Consider the following 1,845-nt stretch of genomic DNA (forward strand, 5'->3'; position numbering starts at 1 on the left):
TAGCTATTGCCAATAGCTATTGCCAAGGGATAGGCTGTTGGCATAGCCAATCGTCGGGGAATCCAGTCCCAGACCCGCATTCTTTGCATATGCCGTGGTCAGGTAGATATCAGTCCGCTTGGAAAGCGTGTAGTCGGCAATGAAGGCAATCTGCCATGGGTTCGCCACCGACGTGCTGCCCAGGAAGTTCTTGACGTTGGCGTAGTCGTACTCGAGCGTCAGGCCAAGCGCCGYCGTCACCTGGTAGTTGGCGCCGATCCAGTAGAAGTCGTCGCGCTCGATCAGGCCGCCGTTCTGGTCCTTGTTCTGGCCCCAGCGGTAGCCGCCCATGACCTTTGCCGGGCCGAACGCATAGCTGGCCGCGACCGTCGCCTTCTTGAAGCTGCCGGTGCCGAGGACAGCAGCGGTCGTGGGGTTGGAAACGGTCGGGTTGAACTGRTCGTAAGCAACGGCCACACCGAMMGSGCCGGCAATGTAGGTCACACCCGCGCCATAGGCAGTGTCGCGGCGGAACTGGCCCGGCACTTCGCCGTTGCCACCGAGCGATGGGCCGTTGAACACCGTCGTCGGCAATGACAGGCCGGTACCGAATGACCAGTGTGCCAGTGCGGTCACCGGACCGAACCGGCCCGTGTATTTGATGGTGTTGTCCTCGCGGAAGTTCGCGCCGGTCAGCATCACGATCGGTTCATACTGCGTGGCRAAGGCWGCCGGCACAAAGTTGGCGATACTCTCGAACATCGAGGTGTACTGGCGGCCCAAGGTGATCTGGCCAAACTGCGCGCTCTGGATGCCCACRTAGGCCTGGCGACCGAACAGGCGGCCGCCTTGCTGCGATGTGCCKGTGTCCAGGTTAAAGCCGCTTTCCAGAACGAAAATGGATTTCAGCCCGCTGCCAAGATCTTCCACGCCGCGCAAGCCCCAACGCGAGCCGGACAGGCCGCCGGAGTTCATGCGGTAGGCATTGTTGGACGGGCCGGCATTGAACTTGTTGGCTGCCGTGGGGACGACTCCAACATGATTGGCGTACTCGACGTTTATGTCTGCCACGCCGTACAGCGTCACACTGCTCTGCGCGTGTGCGCTGCCGACGCAGATTGCGCCCGCAGCGATAAGTGCAAGATTAAGCTTGCTCAGCTTGCCAGATGATTTCGTCACCTCTTCTCCTCTTGTGGATTTCCTATCCTTTTTTGGATTTCTTATGCCTGTCGCAGGCTATGCCATCATGCGTTGTTTCAATTACACAATGCCCTCCTATAGATTGTTGAAATTGGGGCGTCGGGCTCCCTGTATCCGGATCATTGATCATTGATCATTTACTCCCCGGGTTTTGAGGAGGCCAAAACCCGGGGCGGTTCACGGCAGGTCAATACACCTTCCCTGGCAGGCCGCAAGGCCGCGCGCGGCACATCTTATTCGTCGAGCTTGATCCCTGCGTCGTTGGCGATCTTCGTCCAGACTTGCAGATCATTCTTGACGATCTCGCCCAACTGCGCGGAGGACTTTACCGGGGGCGGCTCGAAGTTCATTGTCTTCATCAGTTCCGCGATCTCCGGCAACGCCTGCACCTTGTTGACCTCATCGGCCAGCCGCTTCACGATCGCCGGACTGGTTCCGGCCGGCGCGAACATGCCGAACCATCCCACCGTATTGAACTTGTAGCCCTGTTCCGCCAACGTCTTGACGTTGGCAAGCTGGGGAGACCGCGTGTTGCCCACAATGGCAATGCCGCGCACCTTCCCGGAACGCAGGAAGGGAACCGCCACGCTGGGATCGGTCCAGCCGATCTTCAGCACACCCGAGGAAAGCTCGGTGAGCAGTTGCGTGGATGTCCGGTATGGGACG

2 protein-coding genes are annotated in these 1,845 nt (G+C 59.6%); both read right to left on the minus strand.

What is annotated here, in order from left to right; translation table 11 throughout:
• Window positions 1-3: 3 nt before the first annotated feature.
• The gene (locus tag AC1DQ3_RS36375; RefSeq protein WP_477124931.1) at window positions 4-1,158 is read right to left on the minus strand and encodes a porin; all 1,155 of its coding nucleotides are present in this window, start codon (window positions 1,156-1,158) and stop codon (window positions 4-6) included.
• Window positions 1,159-1,412: 254 nt separating this feature from the next.
• A partial coding sequence (locus AC1DQ3_RS36380; protein ID WP_477124932.1) for a Bug family tripartite tricarboxylate transporter substrate binding protein occupies window positions 1,413-1,845 on the minus strand: 433 nt, incomplete at its 5' end.

It is taken from the genome of Cupriavidus sp. 01T418 (assembly GCF_056398885.1).